Origin of the sequence: Streptomyces sp. NPDC019443, assembly GCF_044389785.1 — a bacterium.
GTDB lineage: Bacteria > Actinomycetota > Actinomycetes > Streptomycetales > Streptomycetaceae > Streptomyces.
This window is the reverse complement of record NZ_JBIRYJ010000005.1, coordinates 263264-284912: the sequence shown is the minus strand read 5'-3', so window position 1 is coordinate 284912 and position 21649 is coordinate 263264. Positions and strand designations below refer to the sequence as shown.

At 70.4% G+C, this 21649-nt stretch carries 17 protein-coding genes; 4 read left to right on the top strand and 13 right to left on the bottom strand.

Annotation, left to right across the window (positions count from 1 at the left end; all coding sequences use genetic code 11):
- Window positions 1–34: 34 nt before the first annotated feature.
- The 13 genes from ACH492_RS18620 to rsmH form a co-directional block, all read right to left on the bottom strand.
- On the bottom strand, window positions 35–754 hold the full coding sequence (locus tag ACH492_RS18620; protein ID WP_356228353.1) for a YggS family pyridoxal phosphate-dependent enzyme: 720 nt from the start codon (window positions 752–754) through the stop codon (window positions 35–37).
- Window positions 751–1536 carry a peptidoglycan editing factor PgeF gene (gene pgeF / locus ACH492_RS18615; protein ID WP_398987824.1) on the bottom strand — a complete coding sequence of 262 codons (786 nt, stop codon included), beginning with the start codon at window positions 1534–1536 and terminating at the stop codon, window positions 751–753. Before pgeF ends, ACH492_RS18620 begins: the two co-directional genes overlap by 4 nt.
- A complete protein-coding gene (ftsZ, locus tag ACH492_RS18610; RefSeq protein WP_398987822.1) occupies window positions 1533–2744 on the bottom strand; it encodes a cell division protein FtsZ in 1212 nt (403 codons plus the stop codon). The genes pgeF and ftsZ overlap by 4 nt, the downstream gene beginning before the upstream one ends.
- Before the next feature lie 279 nt (window positions 2745–3023).
- Window positions 3024–3830 carry a cell division protein FtsQ/DivIB gene (locus tag ACH492_RS18605; RefSeq protein ID WP_398987820.1) on the bottom strand — a complete coding sequence of 269 codons (807 nt, stop codon included), beginning with the start codon at window positions 3828–3830 and terminating at the stop codon, window positions 3024–3026.
- 15 nt (window positions 3831–3845) lie between these two features.
- Window positions 3846–4940 carry an undecaprenyldiphospho-muramoylpentapeptide beta-N-acetylglucosaminyltransferase gene (gene murG / locus ACH492_RS18600; protein ID WP_398987818.1) on the bottom strand — a complete coding sequence of 365 codons (1095 nt, stop codon included), beginning with the start codon at window positions 4938–4940 and terminating at the stop codon, window positions 3846–3848.
- 6 nt (window positions 4941–4946) lie between these two features.
- Window positions 4947–6422 carry a putative lipid II flippase FtsW gene (ftsW, locus tag ACH492_RS18595; protein ID WP_398987816.1) on the bottom strand — a complete coding sequence of 492 codons (1476 nt, stop codon included), beginning with the start codon at window positions 6420–6422 and terminating at the stop codon, window positions 4947–4949.
- Window positions 6423–6511: 89 nt separating this feature from the next.
- A complete protein-coding gene (gene murD, locus ACH492_RS18590; protein ID WP_398987814.1) occupies window positions 6512–7948 on the bottom strand; it encodes a UDP-N-acetylmuramoyl-L-alanine--D-glutamate ligase in 1437 nt (478 codons plus the stop codon).
- Window positions 7930–9000, bottom strand: a complete 1071-nt coding sequence (mraY, locus tag ACH492_RS18585) for a phospho-N-acetylmuramoyl-pentapeptide-transferase (protein ID WP_307664036.1) — start codon at window positions 8998–9000, stop codon at window positions 7930–7932. The genes murD and mraY overlap by 19 nt, the downstream gene beginning before the upstream one ends.
- Window positions 8997–10403 carry a UDP-N-acetylmuramoyl-tripeptide--D-alanyl-D-alanine ligase gene (gene murF, locus ACH492_RS18580; RefSeq protein ID WP_398987811.1) on the bottom strand — a complete coding sequence of 469 codons (1407 nt, stop codon included), beginning with the start codon at window positions 10401–10403 and terminating at the stop codon, window positions 8997–8999. Before murF ends, mraY begins: the two co-directional genes overlap by 4 nt.
- Window positions 10403–12103, bottom strand: a complete 1701-nt coding sequence (locus tag ACH492_RS18575) for a UDP-N-acetylmuramoyl-L-alanyl-D-glutamate--2,6-diaminopimelate ligase (RefSeq protein WP_398987809.1) — start codon at window positions 12101–12103, stop codon at window positions 10403–10405. The genes murF and ACH492_RS18575 overlap by 1 nt, the downstream gene beginning before the upstream one ends.
- Window positions 12104–12119: 16 nt before the next feature.
- Complete coding sequence (locus tag ACH492_RS18570; protein ID WP_398987807.1) at window positions 12120–14051, bottom strand: peptidoglycan D,D-transpeptidase FtsI family protein; 1932 nt, start codon at window positions 14049–14051, stop codon at window positions 12120–12122.
- Between the two features lie 4 nt (window positions 14052–14055).
- Window positions 14056–14655, bottom strand: coding sequence for a septum formation initiator family protein (locus ACH492_RS18565; protein WP_398987805.1), 600 nt, complete (start codon window positions 14653–14655; stop codon window positions 14056–14058).
- On the bottom strand, window positions 14652–15605 hold the full coding sequence (gene rsmH, locus ACH492_RS18560; RefSeq protein ID WP_398987803.1) for a 16S rRNA (cytosine(1402)-N(4))-methyltransferase RsmH: 954 nt from the start codon (window positions 15603–15605) through the stop codon (window positions 14652–14654). Before rsmH ends, ACH492_RS18565 begins: the two co-directional genes overlap by 4 nt.
- A 327-nt stretch (window positions 15606–15932) precedes the next feature.
- On the opposite strand from rsmH, the gene ACH492_RS18555 reads away from it, so the two are divergent.
- From ACH492_RS18555 to ACH492_RS18540, 4 genes are all read left to right on the top strand, one after another.
- Window positions 15933–16475 carry a beta-class carbonic anhydrase gene (locus ACH492_RS18555; protein ID WP_398987801.1) on the top strand — a complete coding sequence of 181 codons (543 nt, stop codon included), beginning with the start codon at window positions 15933–15935 and terminating at the stop codon, window positions 16473–16475.
- 200 nt (window positions 16476–16675) lie between these two features.
- The gene (locus ACH492_RS18550) at window positions 16676–17722 is read left to right on the top strand and encodes a MoxR family ATPase (protein ID WP_307664030.1); all 1047 of its coding nucleotides are present in this window, start codon (window positions 16676–16678) and stop codon (window positions 17720–17722) included.
- Window positions 17722–19071 carry a DUF58 domain-containing protein gene (locus ACH492_RS18545; protein ID WP_398987799.1) on the top strand — a complete coding sequence of 450 codons (1350 nt, stop codon included), beginning with the start codon at window positions 17722–17724 and terminating at the stop codon, window positions 19069–19071. The genes ACH492_RS18550 and ACH492_RS18545 overlap by 1 nt, the downstream gene beginning before the upstream one ends.
- Window positions 19068–21518, top strand: a complete 2451-nt coding sequence (locus tag ACH492_RS18540; RefSeq protein ID WP_398987797.1) for a DUF3488 and DUF4129 domain-containing transglutaminase family protein — start codon at window positions 19068–19070, stop codon at window positions 21516–21518. Before ACH492_RS18545 ends, ACH492_RS18540 begins: the two co-directional genes overlap by 4 nt.
- The last annotated feature ends 131 nt before the right edge of the window (window positions 21519–21649 follow it).

Sequence of the window (21649 nt, the reverse complement as noted above, 5' to 3'; positions counted from 1 at the left end):
TATTTTCTGCTGTGGTCCGACTTGCTTCGCGACGTTACCCGAGCCGGGGTCGGACTCCGAGTACCGCAGTGCCGACGCGCACATGTGTCGCTCCGGCCGCCACTGCTTGTTCGAGGTCCGCACTCATCCCTGCTGACACCATGTTCGCAGCCGGATGCCCGGCGCGCAGGCTGGATGACAATTCCATCAGCCGCTCGAACGCCGCCTGTTGCCGTCCCGCATACGGACCGGCGAGCGGCGCGACAGTCATCAGACCGTCCAGCCGCAGTCCCGGTGCGCCGTCGATCGCGGCGGCCAACTCATCGATTCCGTCCGGCGCGACGCCGCCGCGCTCCCCCCGCTCGCCCGACTCCGCGTCCAGCGCCACCTGGATCAGGCAGCCCAGCTCGCGCTCCGCGCGAACCGCGGCGGCGGACAGAGAGTTGACGAGCTTGAGCCGGTCGACAGATTGCACGATGTCGGCATAACTCGCCACGGAACGGACCTTGTTGGTCTGCAACTGTCCGACGAAGTGCCAGCGGAGGTCCAGATCAGAGCAGGCTGCGGCCTTCGGCGCAGCGTCCTGATCACGGTTCTCGGCCACATGACGCACACCGATTTCATGGAGCAGCCGCACATCGCTCGCCGGATAGGTCTTGGTGACCACGATGAGGGTCACCTCTTCCCGCTTGCGACCGGCGGCCGCGCAGGCGGAGGCGATACGTTCCTCCACTGCCGTCAGACTGTCGGCGAGTTCGGTTCTGCGGTCCGTCATGCTCGGGTCTCTCCTGCGGGGGGTCCGGTGGCCGCCCCCGGGGAAGGCGCAGCCAGCCAGACATATCCGGCGAGCCGCCCGGTGGTGCGGTCGCGGCGGTACGAGTAGTGGTCCCGCGATTCCAGTGTGCACACGGGCGAGCGCTGCCGGTCCCGTACCCCGAGCGCTTCGAGCTGGGCGTGGACCGCGGCGGTGACGTCCACGGCCGGAGTGCCCCAGCTGGTCTCGGACCAGGCCGCCGGTTCGGCCGCGGCCACTTCTGACCGCATCTGCTCGGGGACTTCGTAGCAGCGTCCGCAGACGGCGGGTCCGGTACGGGCGATGATCCGGTCCGGTTCCGCGCCGAGCGACTTCATCGCCTCGACGGTCACCGGCACGATCCCCGCGACCATTCCGGGACGGCCCGCGTGCGCGGCGGCCACCACGCCCGCGACCGGATCGGCCAGCAGTACGGGAGTGCAGTCCGCGGTCAGTACGGCGAGGGCGAGCCCCCGCCGCGCGGTGACCACACCGTCCACCGCCGGTACCGGCCCGTCGCCCCAAGGCCCGTCGACCTCGGCGACATCCTTGCCGTGGACCTGGTTCATCCAGACGACCTCGTCCGGGTCGAGCCCAAGTTCCTTTGCGGCGATCGCGCGGTTGGTCAGTACGTCCGCGGGGTCGTCGCCGACCGCTCCGCCGAGGTTGAGCTCCTCGTACGGAACGGCGCTCACCCCGCCCCACCGGTCGGTGAAGGCGAAGTGCGCGCCGCTCTCGTGTATCGCGTCGTGCTGCACTGTCACTTCAAGAAGTCCGGGACATCCAGCTCTTCTGCCTGGCTGTCCTGATACGGACGGGCCGGCGGCACCGCGTGTCCGGACGCCGGGGAGTTCAGGTCGTTCGCGACCGGAACGGGCTCGGCCGGGCCCGAGGGCTCATCGCGGGTCGGCACCGTGCCGAGGCCGGACGAACGCGAGGTCTCCGTGGAGCGGGACGCGGTGGCCGGCGTCTCCTCGCGCTTGCTCGCGCTGGAGCCGAGGACCGTCTCCCGGCGGGTCGGCGGCTGTCCGCCGTCGAAGCCGGCCGCGATGACCGTGACCCGTACCTCGTCGCCCAGGGCGTCGTCGATGACCGCGCCGAAGATGATGTTGGCCTCGGGGTGGGCGGCCTCGCTCACCAGCTGGGCCGCCTCGTTGATCTCGAAGAGACCGAGGTCCGAGCCGCCGGAGATGGAGAGCAGCACCCCACGGGCGCCGTCGATGGAGGCCTCCAGCAGCGGCGAGGAGATCGCCATCTCGGCGGCGGCCACCGCGCGGTCGTCGCCGCGGGCCGAGCCGATGCCCATGAGCGCCGATCCCGCCTCGGACATCACGGACTTGACGTCGGCGAAGTCGAGGTTGATCAGGCCGGGGGTGGTGATCAGGTCGGTGATGCCCTGGACACCCGACAGCAGCACCTGGTCCGCGGACTTGAAGGCGTCCAGCACGCTCACCTGGCGGTCCGAGATGGACAGCAGGCGGTCGTTCGGGATCACGATGAGGGTGTCGACCTCTTCACGGAGCTCAGCGATGCCGTCCTCCGCCTGGTTGGCGCGGCGGCGGCCCTCGAAGGTGAACGGGCGGGTGACCACGCCGATCGTGAGGGCGCCCAGCGTGCGCGCGATGTTGGCGACGACGGGTGCGCCGCCGGTTCCGGTGCCGCCGCCTTCGCCGGCGGTGACGAAGACCATGTCGGCCCCCTTGAGGACCTCCTCGATCTCCTCACGGTGGTCCTCTGCCGCCTTGCGACCGACTGCGGGGTTGGCTCCGGCCCCCAGGCCGCGGGTGAGTTCACGACCGACGTCGAGCTTGACGTCGGCGTCGCTCATCAACAGGGCTTGCGCATCAGTGTTGATCGCGATGAACTCGACGCCCTTGAGACCGACCTCGATCATTCGGTTGATGGCATTGACACCACCGCCGCCGACACCGATGACCTTGATGACTGCGAGGTAGTTCTGCGGTGCTGCCACGTCGAAGGCCTCTCGCCTCGAGTTACGTGTCGTCGCTTCGCGTTGGTTGCCGCGTTGCGACGACGGATGCCGATGGGACGGTCCGAAACGCCGACCCAAACCCTAACGTTGAAGTTTAGGGTTACCAGTGTGTCTGTTCGCTGGACTCTTCCGAACAGGACACTAAGTCGACAAGTGGCGCACGTTCAACGAACACGCCGAACCTCCCGTTTTTCTTTTCACCCTATGTGATCAGCCGTTGCGCTGACCAACCAGGGTGCTGGCCAGCACATTTGGTCGTCAACTCCTTGACGAGGCAGGGGCGGTGGGCGCACTCACATCGAAGTACCCGGCCTTCGGCGCGGCTTTCATCAGTGCGATGAGAGCGCGCGCCTTCGCCTCGCCGTCCTCCGAGCTGCCCCAGACAACCGTACGGTCCCGGCTCAACTCCACGGTGATGTAGTCGTATGAGTGGACCGTGAGGGCTCTTGTGTCCGCGACGACTTCTCCGGGGAGGTCGCCCCGGACGAGTACCGCCTCTGCAAGGAGTCGGTCCGCGCCGAAACGGCGCAGACTCGGGGACTGACCCACTGTCAATTCGAGCAGCGGAACAGCCTTGGGAGCCTCGTCCACCGTGGCGAACCGGACGCCCTTCGCGTCCACTTCGATGAACTTTGCGCCCTTTTCGATAAGCAGCACGGGCTTTCGCTCGGTCACTTTGAGATCGATCCCGTGCGGCCATGACCGAACGACATCCACCGAGTCGATACGGGGCAGCTTATGCCTGAGACGGGCCTCAATGGCGTCCGTATCGACGGAAATCAGCGGCGCACCGATCGGGACAGCGGCCGCCGACATCACTTCGTCCGATGTCAGAACCTCGGCGCCCGATGCCGTGACGCGCTCCGCACGCAGCCACGGGGAACCGTAAAGCACCCAGATTCCGCCCGCGATGAGCAGGATCGCGGCGCCTGCGATCAGCAGCGCGCGGCGGCCGGGGAGGCGCAGCCGACGGGCCGGGGAGCCCTGGCGGGGCGGGCGGGCCGACCCCGCGCTCCCGCCGTGGGACTTGCCTGCCCCGCGTTCGGCGGTGGTCGGTCCGGCCACGCTCCCCTGCCCTTCTTACGCCTGGCGGCGTGCAGCGATCGCCTCATACACCATGCCGACGAGCAGGTCGTCGGCGTCCCTGCGGCCGAACTCGGCGGCGGCACGGGACATCTCGTACAGCCGGTGCGGATCGGCGAGCACCGGAAGGACATTGCCCTGGACCCACTCGGGGGTCAGTTCGGCGTCGTCGACCAGCAGTCCGCCGCCGGCCTTCACCACCGGCTGGGCGTTCAGCCGCTGTTCGCCGTTGCCGATCGGCAGGGGTACGTAGGCGGCGGGTAGCCCGACGGCGGAGAGTTCGGCGACGGTCATCGCGCCCGCGCGGCAGAGCATCATGTCGGCCGCTGCGTACGCGAGGTCCATCCGGTCCACGTACGGTACCGGGATGTAGGGCGGCATACCGGGCATGTTGTCCACGCGCGGCAGTTCGTTCTTCGGGCCGACCGCGTGCAGGATCTGGATGCCGGAGCGCTGAAGTACCGGCGCGATCTGCTGGATCACCTCGTTGAGGCGGCGGGCGCCCTGCGAGCCGCCGGAGACCAGCAGCGTCGGCAGATGGGGGTCCAGGCCGAAGGCGGCACGGGCCTCGGGGCGCACCCGTGCGCGGTCGAGGGTGGCGATGGTGTGGCGCAGCGGGATGCCGATGTAGCGGGAGTTGCGCAGCTTGCTGTCCGGCGTGGCGACGGCCACGCCCGCGGCGTACCGCGAGCCGATCTTGTTGGCCAGGCCGGGGCGCGCGTTGGCCTCGTGGACCACGATGGGCACCCCGAGCCGCTTGGCGGCCAGATAGCCGGGCAGCGCGACATAGCCGCCGAAACCGACGACGCAATCCGCCTTCGTACGCTCCAGGATCTGCTCGGCGGCCTTGATGGTGCCGCGCAGCCGCCCGGGGACGGTGATCAGCTCAGGGGTGGGCCTGCGCGGCAGCGGTACGGCGGGGATGAGCGCCAGATCGTAGCCGCGCTCGGGCACGAGCCTGGTCTCGAGTCCCTTCTCCGTGCCCAGGGCCGTGATTCCCACGGCCGGGTCCTGCCTGCGCAGGGCGTCCGCGAGGGCGAGCGCGGGCTCGATGTGGCCGGCGGTCCCCCCACCGGCGAGTACGACATGCACCGAAATTCACCGCTCTCCGGACGGACGCTTCTTGACGCGCCGCCTCATCGTCTTCCATCTCACCCCGGGCCTCCGCATGGCCAGGGCCGCCTTCGCGGCGGGATCCTCTCGCGCGAAGGCGATCAGCAGCCCGACCGCGAACATGGTCGGCAGCAGGGCCGAACCTCCGTAGGAGAACAGCGGGAGCGGGACACCGGCGATCGGCAGCAGACCGAGCACCGCACCAATGTTGACCACGGCCTGGGCCGTGATCCAGGTGGTCACGCCTCCCGCGGCATACCTCACGAAGGGGTCCTCCGTGCGTCCGGCCACGCGGATACCCGCATAGCCTAGAGCCGCGAAGAGAGCGAGCACCGACAGCGTCCCCGCCAGCCCCAGTTCCTCCCCCGCGATGGCGAAGATGAAATCGGTGTGGGGTTCTGGGAGTTGCCCCCATTTTTCCACACTTGCACCGAGACCGGAACCGAACCATCCGCCGGAGGCAAGAGCATAGATGCCATGGACAGCCTGCCAGCACTCGCCCTGGGGGCCGAGGTCGATCGCGCCGACGCAGAAGAGCCGGGACATCCGGTTCTCGTTTGTCTTGATGAGCATGATCCCGACGAGAGCGGCGACGGCCAGCACCCCCGCGAACAGCCGGGTGGGGGCTCCGGCCAGCCACAACAGTCCGAAGAGGATCGCGGTGAGGATGATCGCCGTACCCATGTCGCCGCCGAGCATGATCAGGCCGAGCAGCAGAAAGGCGACCGGGACCAGCGGCACCAGTATGTGCTTCCACTGGGTCAGCAGCCGCTTGTCCTGTTTACGGGCGAGCAGATCGGCGCCCCACAGGATCAGCGCAAGCTTGCCGAACTCACTGGGCTGGAGCTGGAACGGGCCGCCGAGGTAAATCCAGTTCTGGTTGCCGTTGACCGCATGCCCTATCCCGGGGATCTGGACGAGCACCATCAGAAAGACGGTGCCCATCAGGAGCGGGTAGGCCAGCGCCCGGTGGAGCTTGACAGGCATCCGGGACGCGAGCAGCAGCAGTCCGGTGCCGAGGACGGCCGCGAGGAACTGCTTGCGGAAGAAGTACGAGGCCGGGAGGGACAGCTCTAGCGCCTTGATCATCGAGGCGGAGTAGACCATCACCAGACCGAGCGCGGTGATCAGCAGGCTGCTGCCGAGGATCAGGTAGTAGCCGGTCAGTGGGCGGTCCCAGGCCCGGCGCGCCTGCTCGTACAGCCGTCGTACGCCCCTTCCCCGGGGCGGCCGGGGATCGCTGGGCCCACGGGCGCCACGGGCTGCGGGCGGGCGTCGCACGGCTCCCCCGGCCCGGCTGCGCAGCGCGAGCCCGGCGTGGGCCGGCACCGGGCCGGCGAGTGCGGGCCCCAGCCCGACCGGGGCTCCTCCCCCTGCGCCCTGGGGGCGTAGGGGGAGTACCGCGGCGCCGAGGATCGGGCGGGCCGCGCTCCGGGCGGCGGCGGTGTCGTCGGCCGGCATGGTCGCTGTCCCCTCCAGTCGTGCCTGGTGCGGCCGCCGGAATCCCGGGCGGCCCCGGGAGGCTCGGCACGGCACGGGGGCCGGGCCGGTCAGGCGGGCTCGGCGGCGAGTGCGCGGACCGCGTCCGCGAACGCCTCGCCTCGCTTGTTGTAGTTGGCGAACATGTCCATCGAGGCGCAGGCCGGGGCCAGCAGAACCGTGTCCCCCGGCCGGGCGAGCCGCGCTGCTTCCAGAACCGCCGCCGACATCGCCCCAGTGTCTGTCCGGTCGAGGTCGACCACCGGGACCTCGGGGGCGTGTCGCACCAGGGCTTCACGGATCAGCGCACGGTCCGCGCCGATCAGTACGACACCGCGCAGGCGCTTTGCCGACTTCTCGACAACTTCGTCGAAGGTCGCGCCCTTGGCCAGGCCGCCGGCGATCCACACGATCGGATCGTAGGCCGCCAGGGACGCCTCCGCGGCATGGGTGTTGGTGGCCTTGGAGTCGTCGATGTACGCGACACCGGCGATGTCGGCAACCTTCTCGATGCGGTGCGGGTCGGGGCGGAAGGCGCGCAGTCCGTCGCGTACGGCGGCGGGCGCGACGCCGTACGCACGGGCCAGTGCCGCGGCCGCCAGCGCGTTGGCGATGTTGTGCGGAGCCGGCGGGCTGACGTCCGCGACCTCGGCGAGCTCCTGGGCCTGCTTCTGCCGGTTGTCCACAAAGGCGCGGTCGACCAGGATCCCCTCGACGACTCCCACCTGGGAGGGCCCCGGCGCGGCGAGGGTGAAGCCGATCGCCCGGCAGCCCTCCTCGACGTCCGCGTCGCGCACCAGGTCCTCGGTCGTCTTGTCGGCGGCGTTGTAGACGCAGGCGACGGTGTTGCCCTCGTAGATCCGGCCCTTGTCGGCGGCGTACGCCTCCATGGAGCCGTGCCAGTCGAGGTGGTCCGGCGCGATGTTGAGCACGGCGGCGGAGTGGGCGCGCAGCGACGGCGCCCAGTGCAGCTGGTAGCTGGAGAGCTCGACGGCGAGTACGTCGTACGTCTCGTCGCCGAGGACCGCGTCGAGCAGCGAGACGCCGATGTTGCCGACGGCCGCCGTGCGCAGGCCCGCGGCCTCGAGGATCGAGGCGAGCATCCGTACGGTCGTGGTCTTGCCGTTGGTGCCGGTGACCGCGAGCCACGGCGCTGCTTTTCTGCCGTCCCGCCCCCGCAGGCGCCACGCCAGTTCGACGTCGCCCCATACCGGGACACCCGCCTCTGCGGCAGCCGCGAAGAGCGGTTTGTCCGGCTTCCAGCCGGGCGTGGTGACGATGAGCTCGGTCCCGGCGGGCAAGGTCGCACCGTCGCCGAGGCGGACGGTGATTCCCTCCGCCTCCAGTTCGGCCGCCTGCGCACGGGAGCGCTCGTCGGCCCCGTCGTTGACGACCGTGACGACGGCGCCGAGGCCGTGCAGTACCCGGGCGGCGGGGATGCCGCTCACGCCCAGACCCGCGACGGTGACCTTCTTGCCCTGCCAGGTGCTCACTTGTCGGCTGCCCATCCCGCGTAGAAGAGGCCCAGACCCACGATGACGCACATGCCCTGAATGATCCAGAAGCGGACCACCACAAGGACTTCGGACCACCCCTTGAGTTCGAAGTGATGCTGGAGCGGCGCCATCCGGAAGACCCGCTTACCGGTCATCTTGAAGGAGCCGACCTGGATGACCACGGACATGGTGATCAGGACGAAGAGTCCGCCGAGAAGGGCCAGCAGGAGCTCCGTACGGGAGCAGATGGCCAGACCCGCGAGCGCGCCACCGAGGGCGAGCGAACCGGTGTCGCCCATGAAGATCTTGGCGGGTGAGGTGTTCCACCACAGGAAGCCGAAGCAGGAGCCCATCAGGGCCGAGGCGACGACAGCCAGATCGAGCGGATCTCGTACTTCGAAGCAGGCGTTGGGGTTGGTCAGCGTCACCGCGTTGGCGCAGGACTCCTGGAACTGCCAGAGCCCGATGAAGGTGTACGCACCGAAGACCATCACCGAAGCGCCGGTGGCCAGGCCGTCCAGACCGTCCGTCAGATTCACGCCGTTGGACATCGCCAGAATCATGAACAGCGCCCAGACGACGAAGATCACCGGGCCGATCGACCAGCCGAAGTCCGTGATGAACGACAGCTTGGTGGAGGCGGGGGTCTGGTGGCGGCTGTCGGCGAACTGCAGTGACAGCACGGCGAAGGCAATGCCGACGATCAGCTGTCCGGCCATCTTGGCCTTGGCCCGCAGACCGAGCGAGCGCTGCTTGACGATCTTGATGTAGTCGTCCAGGAAGCCGACCAGGCCCATGCCCGCCATCAGGAAGAGCACCAGCACACCCGAGAATGTCGGGTCCTCGCCGGTGATCACCTTGGCGAGGGCGTATGCGATGAGCGTGGCCAGGATGAAGGAGATACCGCCCATGGTGGGCGTGCCCTTCTTGCTGCCGTGGCTGCGCGGGCCGTCGTCCCGGATGAACTGCCCGTATCCCTTGCGGGCCAGGAGTTTGATCAGCAGCGGGGTACCGACCAGGGTCAGAAAGAGCCCGATGGCTCCCGCGAAGAGGATCTGCCTCATCGGCCGGCGACCTCGCCCTCGGTGGTGTTCTCGAGCAGTGCCTGGGCGACCCGCTCGAGCCCGACCGACCTGGAAGCCTTCACCAGCACGACGTCTCCCGGACGCAGTTCACTGCGCAACAGGTCGACCGCCGCCTGCGCGTCGGACACGTGCACCGACTCCTCACCCCACGAACCCTCGTTATATGCGCCCAGTTGCAACCAGGACGCTTCCCTGCCCCCGACTGCGACGAGCTTGCTGACGTTGAGCCGGACGGCGAGCCGCCCGACCGCGTCGTGCTCGGCGAGCGCTTCGTCGCCGAGCTCGGCCATCTGGCCGAGCACCGCCCACGTACGGCGCCCTTTGCCCATGGCCGCGAGCGCACGAAGGGCGGCTCGCATGGACTCGGGGTTCGCGTTGTAGGCGTCATTGACGATCGTCACGCCGTCCGGACGCTCGGTGACCTCCATGCGCCAGCGGGAGAGGGTGCCCGCCTCGGAGAGCGCGAGGGCGATCTCGTCGACGGACATGCCCAGCTCATGGGCGACGGCGGCCGCGGCGAGCGCGTTCGACACGTGGTGCTCACCGTACAGCCGCATGGTCACGTCACTGCACCCGGTGGGGGTTTGGAGCGTGAAGGAGGGCTGTCCTAGTTGGGTGAGCCGGACATTCTCGGCGCGTACGTCGGCGTCCGCGGCCTCTCCGAAGAGGACGACCCGGGCCTTGGTGCGGGTCGCCATGGCGCGTACGAGAGGGTCGTCGGCGTTGAGGACGGCCACGCCGTCCTTCGGCAGACACTCCACGATCTCGCCCTTGGCCTCGGCGATCTGCTCGCGGCCGCCGAACTCGCCGATGTGGGCGGTGCCGACGTTCAGTACAAGGCCGACCTTCGGCGGGACGAGGCCGGTGAGGTAGCGGATGTCGCCGATGTAGCGGGCGCCCATCTCGAGAACGAGGTGTTCGGTGTCCTCGGTGGCCCGCAGCGCGGTCAGCGGCAGACCGATCTCGTTGTTCAGATTGCCCGCCGGGTAGACCGTGGGGCCCTTGCGCTCCAGGACCTGGGCGATGAGGTCCTTGGTGCTGGTCTTGCCGGACGAGCCGGTGAGCGCGACGGCAGTGGTGCCGAGGCGTTCGACGACGAAGCCTGCGAGGGCGCCGAGCGCGGCGGTGACGTCGGGCACGACGATCGCGGGGACGCCGACGGGGCGGGTGGCCAGCACAGCTGCCGCACCCGCCGCGACAGCGCGCTCGGCGTAGTCGTGGCCGTCGACGTGCTCACCGGCGAAGGCGGCGAAGAGACTGCCGGGCCGCACCGCGCGGGAGTCGATGACGACGGGGCCGGTGACCCGCACGGCCGGATCCGGTATGTCGTACGACTGCCCGCCGACGATTTCGGCGATCTCGGCGAGGGAGAGGGCGATCACTACTTCATCCCACTGTCTTTATGGATTGCAGCGTTCTCGATGGCGTCGCGCAGGACCTGGCGGTCGTCGAAGGGGCGGACCACGCCGGCGATGTCCTGGCCCTGCTCATGGCCCTTGCCGGCGATCAGCACGGTGTCGCCCGGCTGCGCGCGGGCGACGGCCGCCGCGATGGCCGCGGCCCGGTCGGCTTCGACCAGGACGTCGCCGCGCTCGTGGATCGGCACCTCCGCGGCCCCGGCGAGCATCGCGGCGAGGATCGCGAGCGGGTCCTCGGAACGGGGGTTGTCGGAGGTCAGTACGGCGGTGTCGGCGAGACGGGCGGCGGCGGCGCCCATCGGGCCGCGCTTGGTCACATCCCGGTCGCCGCCGCAGCCGAGGACGATGTGCACCTTGCCCTCGGTGACCTTGCGCAGGGAACGCAGCACCGACTCGACGGCGTCCGTCTTGTGCGCGTAGTCGACGACGGCGAGATACGGCTGGCCCGCCTCCACGCGCTCCAGGCGGCCCGGTACGCCGGGGACGGCGGCAATGCCGTCGGCGGCGGTCTGCGGGTCGATCCCGGCAACAGCGAGGGTGACGATGGCGGCCAGGGTGTTGGCTACGTTGAACGGGCCGGGCAGCGGGGCCTCGGCGCGGATCCGCTCGCCGCCCGGGCCGACCGCGGTGAAAATCGAGCCGACTGCGCTGATTTCGACGTTCTCGGCCCGCCAGTCGGCATCCGGGTGGCCCTCGGCGGAGAAGCTGGTGATCGGGACGGACGCCTCCTTGAGGAGCCTGCGGCCGTACTCGTCGTCGAAGTTGACGACCCCGAGCCTGCTGCGCTTCGGCGTGAACAGCTGCGCCTTCGCCAGGAAGTAGTCCTCCATGCCGGAGTGGAATTCCATGTGCTCAGGGCTGAGGTTGTTGAAGACGGCGACGTCGAAGACGCAACCGTCGACCCGGCCCAGCACGAGGGCGTGGCTGGAGACCTCCATGGCGACCGCCTCGACGCCGCGCTCGCGCATGACGGCGAACAGGGCCTGGAGGTCGGTGGCTTCGGGGGTGGTGCGCTCGGACTTGATGCGCTCGTCGCCGATCCGCATCTCGACCGTGCCGATCAGACCGGTGCTGCGGCCCGCCGCCTTCAGCCCGCCTTCGACGAGGTACGCCGACGTGGTCTTGCCGGAGGTGCCGGTGATGCCGATCTGGAGCAGGGCCTCGCCGGGCTGTCCGTAGATCTCGGCGGCGAGCTCGCCCATGCGGCCGCGTGGGTTCTCGGTCACCAGGACCGGCAGGCCGGTCGCCGCGGCGCGCTCGGCGCCCGTCGGGTCGGTGAGGATCGCGGCCGCGCCGAGGTCCGCGGCCTGCGCGACGAAGTCGGCGCCGTGGAGGCGGGCGCCGGGCAGGGCGGCGTACACGTCACCGGGGCGTACCGCCCGCGAGTCGTGGGTGATGCCGGTGACCTCACCAGTGACCATGTCGGGACTGGGAGCCTTCGCACCCAGCCGGGCGGCCAGCTCCCCGAGTGATGCCGGGCGGGGCCGGTCCGGACGGGGCGCTCCCGGCTGTTTCGCGGGGGCGTCCTGCTGGGCGGTTCGGTACTGATCAGCATGTGACACGGCGGTGAGCGTACCGGGCGCACCCGGCCCGGGGCGAAGTGAGGGGCTCCGGGCACTGCCGTGGACCGGCCGGTTCCCGGAATCGGAGGTGATCGTTGTCACTGGTGGTTCCTCCGGGTCACTGGCCGGGTTTGAAGGTGACGGGCAGCCGGGCGGGGTCGGCGCCGGTCGGGGCGGCCTGGAGGGTCTTCAGGGCGAACTCCATGACCTTCTGGTAGATCGGGCCGCAGATCTGGCCGCCGAAGTAGCTGCCCTTGGTGGGGTTCTGGATGGCGCAGTAGACGGTGATCTGTGGCTTGTCCGCGGGCGCGAAGCCTGCGAAGGAGGCGGTGTAGCCCTTGTAGCGGCCCAGTTCCGGGTCGACGCGGTTGGCCGTGCCGGTCTTGCCCGCGACGCGGTAGCCGGGGATACGGGCCTTGGCGCCGGTGCCCTCCTCGTCGTCGACGACCGACTCCAGCATGGTGGCCAGCGTCGTGGCGGTCTGCTTGCTGACAACGCGCGTCTTCTCGGGGGCGGGCGCGGGTGTGAAGCGGCCGTCGGGACCCTTGGTGCCGCGGATCAGGGTGGGCTCGATGCGTACGCCGTCGTTGGCGATCGTCGAGTACACCGAGGCCGCCTGCATGGCGCTGAGGGAGAGGCCCTGGCCGAAGGGGATCGTGTACTGCTGCGAGGTGGACCAGTCCTGCGGATTGGCGAGGATGCCGGGCGTCTCGCCCGGATAGCCGATACCGCTCGGGCTGCCGATGCCGAACTTGCGCAGATAGGAGTGGAGCACCGCGTTGGCCTCGCGCTGCGTCTTGCCCAGCTGGCCGGTCGCCAGGATGGTGCCGATGTTGCTGGACTTGGCCAGTACGCCGTTGAGCGTGAGGTACCAGGTGGGGTGGTCGATGTCGTCCTTGAAGAGCCGGTCGCCGCGGTGCAGCCGGTTGGGGACGACGACGTGCGTGCCGGGGGTGGCGGCCTTCTCCTCCAGCACGGCGGCGATGGACATCACCTTGGCGGTGGAGCCCGGCTCGTACGCGTCCTGGAGTGCGGCGTTGCCCATGGCGGCCGAGTTGGCCTGGGTGAGGTCATTGGGGTCGAAGCCCGGCGCGTTGGCCATGGCGAGGACCTCGCCGGTCTGGGTGTTCTGCACTATCACGTAGCCGCGGTCGGCCTTGGACTTCCTCACCTGGTCGCTGATGGCCTCCTGGGCCGCCCACTGGATGTCCCGGTCGATGGTCAGCTCGATGTCGGAGCCGGGGACGGCGGGAACCTCGCGGGAGCCCGCGGTGGGGACGCGGCGGCCGCCGGACTGGGCATAGGTGATCTGCCCGTCCTGGCCGGCGAGCGCCTTGTCGAGCATGGACTCCACACCGCCGCCTCCGCGGCCGTCGGCGTTGACGAAGCCCAGTATCCCGGCGGCGAGATCGCCGTTGGGGTAGACGCGTTTACTGCTCGGCTCCTGGAAGACGCCGAGCAGCACATTGGCGCCGGGGCCGCCCTTGCGCTTGTCGGCCGCGGCCTTGGCGGCGAAGACTCCCTTGAGGTCCTTGATCTGGTTCCAGACCTGCGGGGTCTGGCGGCGGGCCAGCACGGTGTAGCGGGACTTGGGCGTCTTGAGCTTCTTGGCGAGTTCGGCGGCGTCCTTGCCGAGGATCGGGGCGAGCAGCGCGGCCGCCTGTTCCGGCGCGTCGGGGGCCTTGCTCTCCTTCGGCGTGAACAGCGCCGGGTCGGCGGTGATGTCGTGCGCGTCGACGCTGGTGGCCAGGGCGATGCCGGCCCGGTCGGTGATCTCGCCGCGCTCAGCGGTGAGCTTGTGGCTGAGGTAGCGGTTCTTCTCCGCCTTGGCGGCGTACGCGCTCGCGTCGACGGCCTGCACCTGAAGGAGGCGTACGACGAAGGCCAGCATCACCAGGGTCAGGCCGAGGCTGACCAGGCGCAGCCGGGGGCGGGGGCTGCCGAGCCTGAAGGCGCGCGGGCCGGGGCGCGGGCGGCGGGGCGCGGGTCGGGCGGGCGGCCGCCGGGCAGGTGCTGGCACCCGGCGGCGCGGGGGTTGCTTGTGGGGCACTGCGTCACCTGCCGGGGGTCGTCGGGGTCGGCTTCGCGGGCGGGCTCGACGGCTCGGCCGCCCCTGTGGGCGCGGACGGCGTGGGCTTGCGGGCGGGCGCGGACTGCTGTGACTGCGGCGCGGCAGGGGGTGAGGCGGCAGGAGGTGAGGGGGTTGCGGCGAGGGACGGCGACGGCGAAGGAGCCGAGGTGACCGGGTCCTGGACCTTCAGGGGTGACGGGACCGGGACCGGCCGCCCGGTGGCCCGGCGGGGCACGCCGCGGACCGTGCCGTCCGGGTCGAGGAAGGCAGGGCTGCCGCCGGGCACCATGCCGAGCTCGCGGGCCCGCCGCTCCAGTGCGTCGGGGGCGGAGTAGCTGTCCACGTCCCGTTGCAGCGCCTGCTGCTCGTCGGTGAGTTCGGTGGTCTTCCGCTTGAGCTCACTCAGCTTGAACGAGCCTTGGTTGAGTGAGGAGTTCAGCAGCAGGAGCGTGATCAGCCCGCCGCCGAGGAGCACCACGACCAGCAGGACGAAGGGGGTGCGGGCCGCTGTGCTCGGCCTCGAGGGCATCAGCCCGGCGAGCCGCGCGGCCCGCCCCTTCAGCTGCTTGGCCGCTGCGCTCACACGTCCTCCCGGATGCGCTGCGCTCCCCTGAGCCGCGCGGGTGCCGCGCGGCGGTTCTGGGCGACCTCTTCGTCGGTCGGCAGTTCGGCGCCGCGGGTCAGCAGTTTGAGCCGCGGCTGGTACTCCTCGGGGACGACCGGCAGGCCGGGCGGGGCCGTGTTGGCCGCGCCGGCCGCGAAGACCTGCTTGACCAGCCGGTCCTCGAGGGAGTGGTACGACAGGACGGCGATGCGGCCGCCGACGGCGAGCGTCCCGACCGCGGCCGGGATGGCGTGCTCCAGGACGGTCAGCTCACCGTTGACCTCGATGCGCAGTGCCTGGAAGGTGCGCTTGGCGGGGTTGCCGCCGGTGCGCTTGGCGGCCTGCGGCAGGGCGTCGCGGATCAGCTCGACGAGCCGGGCGCTGTTGCTGAAGGGTTCCTTTTCCCGTTCCCGTACGACTGCGGAGACGATCCGCTTGGCCTGCTTCTCCTCGCCGTACATGCGCAGGATCCGGACCAGCTCGCCGGGCGGGTAGGTGTTGAGGACCTCGGCCGCGCTGACGCCGGTCGTCTGGTCCATGCGCATGTCGAGCGGGGCGTCCTGGGCGTACGCGAATCCGCGGTCCGCCTCGTCGAGCTGCATGGAGGAGACGCCGAGGTCGAACAGGATGCCCTGGACGCGGGGGATCTTCAGGCGCTCGAGGACCTGGGGGAGCTCGTCGTAGACGGCGTGCACCAGGGTGGCCCGGTCGCCGAAGGGGGCGAGCCGTTCGCCGGACAGCCGCAGCGCTTCCTTGTCCCGGTCGAGTGCGACCAGGCGTACCTCGGGGAACTGCGTGAGCAGGGCCTCGCTGTGTCCGCCGAGGCCCAGGGTGCAGTCGACGACCACCGCCCCCGGCTGGTCCAGCGCCGGGGCCAACAGGTCCAGGCACCGCTGGAGCATCACCGGGACGTGTCGGGTCTGACTCATGCGCCCTCTCAGGTCCGGCGCGGGGGTACGTACTGCCGGGTCCCCGCCCGCAGGTACGCCGCCACACGCGGGGAAACATCGAAAATTACAAGATGTGCAGGAAGTGTCCGTGAACTGCGCGTCACTTTAGTCCACGCGTCCTGGCGGTCAATCAACCGGCTGTCGCGTGGCGCGGGGCGTGCAGGGACGGGCCGCGGGAGCGGGCACTTCACTCGTACGGACGCGACCGCGTCACGCCTGTGGGTTAGGTCACAACAAGGCTCATTGACGTTCTTTGTCCCCCCTCACAGCGGGCCTCGCCTGGCTGTGCCCATTACCGTCATCCTCATGTCGACTTCCGCGCACCACCCTGCCGACGCAGTGCGATCCCGCGGGACGGTCACCGATCGTCTCGTCGAGGCGAACCTGCGCTATGCCGCCGGCTTCCAGGATCCGGGGATGGACGCACGCCCCGTGCTGCAGGTGGCCGTGGTCGCCTGCATGGACGCCCGGCTGGACCTGCACGACGCGCTCGGGCTGGAGCTGGGCGACTGTCACACGATCCGGAACGCGGGCGGTGTGGTCACGGACGATGTGATCCGCTCGCTGACCATCAGCCAGCGAGCGCTGGGCACCCGCAGCGTCATACTCATCCACCACACCAACTGTGGTCTGGAGAGTCTGACGGAGGACTTCCGGCACGAGCTGGAGGACGAGGTGGGGCAGCGGCCGTCGTGGGCGGTGGAGGCGTTCCGGGATGTCGATCAGGACGTACGGCAGTCCATGCAGCGGGTGCGCACCTCACCGTTCCTGCCGCACACCGACGACGTCCGGGGCTTTGTGTTCGATGTGACGGCGGGGCTGCTGCGGGAGATCGACCCCGCCGCGTGACCGCTCGTACACCGGATAAAGCAGGGCGACACCGACAAATCCCATCCACTTATCCACAGGCGAGTGACACGACCCGGTAACGGCAACAAGAATGCGTGTGTGACACCCTTCCGGAAGCTTCCGGAGACGGTGTCCGTGTTTCGGGGTGGGCCGGGCCGTCTGAAGAGCATCGGCCCGTGGAACGGGCCGAGGAGGGCCGGGTGACGACCTATGACGATCGAGCGAGCCTCACAGATCTGACCACCACAGCGGAGCGTGTCCGCAGGTCGGTGGAGGGTGTGATCGAGGGCAAGCCTGAGGTCGTACGGCTTTCGCTGACAGTGCTGCTCGCCGAGGGGCATCTGCTGATCGAAGATGTGCCCGGCGTGGGCAAGACAATGCTGGCCAAGGCGCTGGCTCGGTCCATCGACTGTTCGGTGCGGCGCATCCAGTTCACGCCGGATCTGCTGCCGTCCGACATCACCGGTGTGTCGATCTTCGACCAGCAGCGGCGCGACTTCGAGTTCAAACCAGGTGCGATCTTCGCCCAGATCGTGATCGGCGACGAGATCAACCGCGCGTCGCCCAAGACGCAGTCGGCGCTGCTCGAGTCGATGGAGGAGCGCCAGGTCACCATCGACGGGAACACGTACGAACTGCCGAGCCCCTTCATGGTGGTGGCCACCCAGAACCCGGTGGAGATGGAGGGCACCTATCCGCTGCCGGAGGCGCAGCGGGACCGCTTCATGGCGCGGGTTTCGATCGGCTACCCCAGCGCGGACGCCGAGCTGCAGATGCTCGATGTGCACGGCGGGGTCTCGCCGCTCGACGATCTGCAGCCGGTGGCCCACGCCCACGACATCGTGAAGCTGATCGACGCTGTGCGTACGGTCCATGTCGCCGATTCCGTCCGGCGGTACGCCGTGGAGCTGGTGGCGGCAACCCGCAGCCACGCGGACCTGAGACTGGGCGCATCGCCGCGCGCCACGCTGCATCTGCTGCGTGCCGCGAAGGCCTCGGCGGCGCTCAGCGGCCGTGACTACGCCCTGCCGGACGATGTCCAGGCACTGGCCGTGCAGGTGCTCGCGCACCGGCTGCTGCCCACCGCGCAGGCCCAGTTGAACCGGCGTACGGCGGAGCAGGTCGTGCTGGAGATCATGCAGCGCACCCCGGTGCCCACGGCCGGCGGCTCCGACAGCGTCTATGTCCCGGGCCGGCCGGCCCAGGCGCCGCTCTACGGCCAGCAGCCCGGCGCCCGGCGGCTGTGATGTCGTCGGCCGGGGGCCCCGCCGGCGCGGAAGGCAAGGACACGAGCGGCCTGCGGGCGGCCCTGGGCGGGCTCACCACACGCGGGCGTTCCTTCTTCGCGGCCGGGGTGGCGGCGGCGTTGTGCGCGTATGTCCTCGGGCAGGGCGACCTGCTTCGCGTCGGTCTGCTGCTGGCCGTGCTGCCGCTGGTCTGTGTGGCCGTGCTGTACCGCACCCGCTACCAGGTCGCCGGCAGCCGGCGGCTCTCGCCCTTGCGGGTGCCGGCGGGCTCCGAGGCGCGGGTCCACCTGCGCATGGACAACGTCTCGCGGCTGCCCACCGGGCTGCTGATGCTCCAGGACCATGTGCCGTACGTGCTGGGGCCGCGGCCCCGGTTCGTGCTGGACAGGGTGGAGGCGGGCGGCCGGCGCGAGGTGTCGTACCGGGTCCGTTCGGATCTGCGCGGGCGCTATCCGCTCGGGCCGCTGCAGCTGCGGCTGAGCGACCCGTTCGGGATGTGCGAACTGACCCGCTCCTTCAGCGCGTACGACACCCTCACCGTCATTCCGCGAACCGAGGCACTGCCTGCGGTGAGGCTGGCGGGCGAGGCCTCGGGGTACGGCGACGGGCGGCAGCGCTCGCTGGCGCTGGCGGGCGACGACGACATAATCCCGCGCAACTACCGCTACGGCGACGATCTGCGCCGGGTGCACTGGCGCTCCACAGCGCGCTACGGCGAGCTGATGGTGCGCCGCGAGGAGCAGCCGCAGCGGGCCAGATGCACGGTGCTGCTCGACACCCGGCGGATCGCCTATCAGGGTGCGGGTCCCGACTCGGCCTTCGAGTGGGCGGTGTCGGGCGCGGCCTCGGCCCTGGTGCACATGCTGGAACGGGGCTTCGCGGTCCGGCTGCTGACGGACACCGGAAGCTCGGTGCCCAGTGAGGGCGCCGACGGCTTCGCCGGGTCCACCCAGGAGTCCGCGGGTCTGATGATGGACACGCTCGCGGTCGTCGACCACTCCGACGGGGCCGGGCTCTCGCGCTCGTACGACGTGCTGCGCGGCGGGAACGAAGGACTGCTGGTCGCCTTCTTCGGCGATCTGGACGAGGAGCAGGCGGCCCTGGCGGCCCGTATGCGGCAGCGCAGCGGCGCGGCAGTCGCCTTCGTCCTGGACAGCGGTACCTGGGTGACGAGCGGCGCGGTGGCCGGGGCGGTCGACGACCGGCTGAGGCTGCTGCGCGAGGCGGGATGGACGGCCCTGTCCGTGTCGCCCGGGACGCCGCTCTCCGACCTGTGGCAGCAGGCGGGCCGACAGCGCAGCGAGTCGTCCGGCAGCGGTACGAACGGTTTCTCCGGAGGTTGGTCATGAGCGGTCGCGGACGGCTGGCTCTCTGCGCCTTCGCCGCCACCCTGATGGCGGCGGGCGCGATGCTGCCGCTGGTCGCTCCGGCGAGCTGGATGCTGCAGGCGGCGTTCCTGCTGGCGATCCAGAGCGGGGTGGGGGCGCTTGCCCGGCGGGTGCCGCTGGCCAGGCCGCTGACGGTGACGGTGCAGGCGCTCGTCACGCTGCTGCTGCTCACCGTGGTCTTCGCCCGCAGCCAGGCGATTCTCGGCGTGCTGCCGGGTCCCGAGGCGTTCCAGCAGTTCGGGACGTTGCTGAACGCCGGTGGCGAGGACGTCGGGCGGTACGCGATCCCGGCGCCGGCGACCGACGGCATCAGGCTCATGGTGATCGGCGGGGTGCTGCTGATCGGCCTGGCGGTGGACGCGCTCGCGGTGACCTTCCGAAGTGCCGCCCCGGCCGGACTGCCGCTGCTGGCGCTGTACTCGGTGGCCGCGGGCCTGTCCGGCGGGGCGAGCTGGATGTGGTTCCTGCTCGCGGCCTCCGGATATCTGCTGCTCCTGCTGGCCGAGGGCCGGGACCGGCTCTCCCAGTGGGGCCGCGTCTTCGGCGGTGCCGCGCCAGGGCAGGGACGCACCCCCGCCGGGCTCGAATCGGCGGGCGGCAATGCCCTGGCACCGGTCCGTACGGGCCGCCGGATCGGCGCGCTCGCGCTGGGCGTCGCGCTTGTGGTCCCGGCGGCCCTGCCCGCACTGGACGGCGGTCTGCTGGACAGCACGGGCAGCGGTGACGGCCCGGGCTCCGGCGGCGGCACCATCTCCGCGGTGAACCCGCTGGTCTCGCTGCAGGACAGCCTCAACCAGCCGGAGGACCGCGAGGTCATCCGGTATCGCACCAACGCGACGGAGACCAAGGACCTCTATCTGCGGATCGTCGCGCTGGACCAGTTCGACGGGACTGCGTGGAAGTCCTCGGAGCGCAAGGTCAAGGACGTGCCGGACCGGCTTCCGCAGCCGGACGGCCTGAGCACGTCCGTAGGCGTCACCGAGATCAAGACGAACATCTCGGCCGCGGGCTCGTACAAGCAGAGCTGGTTGCCGCTCCCCTACCCGGCGACACAGGTAAAGATCGACGGACGCTGGCGCTACGAGCCCGCCGGCCGGACCCTGGTGGGTGACCGTGGTCAGGACACCCGTGGCGCGCAGTACACCGTCACCAGCCTGCTGGTGAAGCCGACGCCGGATCAGCTGGCAAGCGCGCCCACCCCGCCCCCCGAGCTGCTGCGCGAGTACACCCGGGTTCCCGATGCGCTACCCGACGTGGTCAGAAACACCGCGAAGGCGGTGACCAGGGACGCGACGAACGACTACGAGCGGGCGGTCAAGCTCCAGGACTGGTTCGCCATCGAGGGGGGCTTCCGCTACGACACCCAGGTGCAGTCGGGCACGGGCGTCAACGCGATCTCCCGCTTCCTGAGGGAGAAAGAAGGCTTCTGCGTCCACTTCTCGTTCTCGATGGCCGCGATGGCCAGGACGCTGGGCATACCGGCGCGGGTCGCGGTGGGCTTCACCCCGGGCTCCCCGCGGGCGGACGGCACCGTGTCGGTCGGACTGCGCGAGGCGCACGCCTGGCCGGAGTTGTACTTCGAGGGCGTGGGGTGGACGCGGTTCGAGCCGACCCCGAGCCGGGGCTCCGCGCCCGACTACACGCGCCCGGAGTCACCGTCCGGCGGGGCGACCAACCCGCCCCAGCCCGAGACCAGCGCTTCGGCAACACCGTCGGTCGCGCCTTCGGTGTCGGACACCTGCCCGGCGCAGGCGAAGCAGCTCGGCGAGTGCGGCGCGGCCGCTCCGCAGGAGATCCTGCCGCCGACCGACCCCGGGATCCCGCTGGGGACCGTGCTGGGTGTGAGCCTGGCCGTGGTGGCGGTGGTGCTGGTGCCACTGTTGCCGATGCTGTGGCGGATCAGGGTGCGCGCGCGACGCCTCGGCTCCAGCGGGCGCACGTCCGAGGACGCAGCGGCCCGGACGCTGGCGGCGTGGCAGGAGATCTCCGATACGGCGTGGGACCACGGCATCCTGCCCGACGAATCGCAGACGCCGCGCAAGGCCGCTGCCCGCATCGTCCGGCTGGGACAGCTGGAGGGCGAGGCGGCCGACGCAGTGCACCGGGTGGCCAGTGCGGTGGAGCAGGTGCTGTACGCGCCGGTGCCCCGGCCGGGCACAGGGCTGGCGGATGACGCCGAGGAAATCCGGGCCGGACTCGGGGCCGCGGTGAGCCGCGGTACGCGGCTGTGGGCACTGCTCGCGCCCCGCTCCACCGTCCGAGTGGTGTGGGCCCTGTCGGCCCGCTGGGCGTCCGTCACGGACCGGTGGGGCGTGCGCCGCTGGCGTCTTGACCGGTGGTCCGCAAGCCAGTGGCCGGCCGGCCGGTGGTCGGGAATCCTGCGCCGCGCATCCCGGCAGCGGGGCTGACACGGGGCTGACGGCAGCGAGCCGGGCGCGAGCCCGGCCCGACTCCCGGCTCGAGTTGCCGTACGAGAACGCACGTGCTGTACGAGAACTCGAGATGCTGTACGAGAAACGGTGAGGGGCGACGCTCTTGA

What these genes read in the sequence shown, in the direction of transcription:
- ACH492_RS18545 (WP_398987799.1), top strand. Translation starts at nt 17,722, where the DNA reads ATGTCGTCGGCCGGGGGCCCCGCCGGCGCGGAAGGCAAGGACACGAGC.
- mraY (WP_307664036.1), bottom strand. Translation starts at nt 9,000, where the DNA reads ATGAGGCAGATCCTCTTCGCGGGAGCCATCGGGCTCTTTCTGACCCTG.
- ACH492_RS18555 (WP_398987801.1), top strand. Translation starts at nt 15,933, where the DNA reads ATGTCGACTTCCGCGCACCACCCTGCCGACGCAGTGCGATCCCGCGGG.
- ACH492_RS18540 (WP_398987797.1), top strand. Translation starts at nt 19,068, where the DNA reads ATGAGCGGTCGCGGACGGCTGGCTCTCTGCGCCTTCGCCGCCACCCTG.
- ftsW (WP_398987816.1), bottom strand. Translation starts at nt 6,422, where the DNA reads ATGCCGGCCGACGACACCGCCGCCGCCCGGAGCGCGGCCCGCCCGATC.
- murD (WP_398987814.1), bottom strand. Translation starts at nt 7,948, where the DNA reads ATGGGCAGCCGACAAGTGAGCACCTGGCAGGGCAAGAAGGTCACCGTC.
- rsmH (WP_398987803.1), bottom strand. Translation starts at nt 15,605, where the DNA reads ATGAGTCAGACCCGACACGTCCCGGTGATGCTCCAGCGGTGCCTGGAC.
- ACH492_RS18620 (WP_356228353.1), bottom strand. Translation starts at nt 754, where the DNA reads ATGACGGACCGCAGAACCGAACTCGCCGACAGTCTGACGGCAGTGGAG.